A 333-nucleotide genomic window follows, 5' to 3' on the forward strand; every position below is an offset into this window, starting at 1 on the left:
GTTACCCTGCGGCTGAGCGAACTCCAGACGCTTACTGGTAATGCGTATGATGATAGCGCAACCCTGATTACCATCAGCACTGTCGACGGTGCCGACCGCGAGGCCGTTCGAAAAGACCTTGCCACCGCATATCCCGAGTATACGTTCCGCACGAACCAAGAGCAGTTCGTCGAGGTCCTCCAACAGCAGGCGGTTGTACTCGCTGCCGGTACGAGCCTTGTGGTGTTAGGTGTAGTTGCTGGTGGGATGCTCGCATTGAATCTGCTCTTATCGTTAGTGTACATCCAGCGCAAACCGTTTGCTGTGCTCCGTGCCACTGGGGCAACTCGGCGT

1 pseudogene is annotated in these 333 nt (G+C 56.5%); it reads left to right on the top strand.

Annotation, left to right across the window (positions count from 1 at the left end):
* Window positions 1–333: pseudogene (locus tag EXE42_RS19900) on the top strand (ABC transporter permease); the annotation flags it as partial.

This window comes from Halorubrum sp. SP3, assembly GCF_005435195.1.
In the GTDB taxonomy this organism is placed as follows: Archaea; Halobacteriota; Halobacteria; order Halobacteriales; family Haloferacaceae; genus Halorubrum; species Halorubrum sodomense.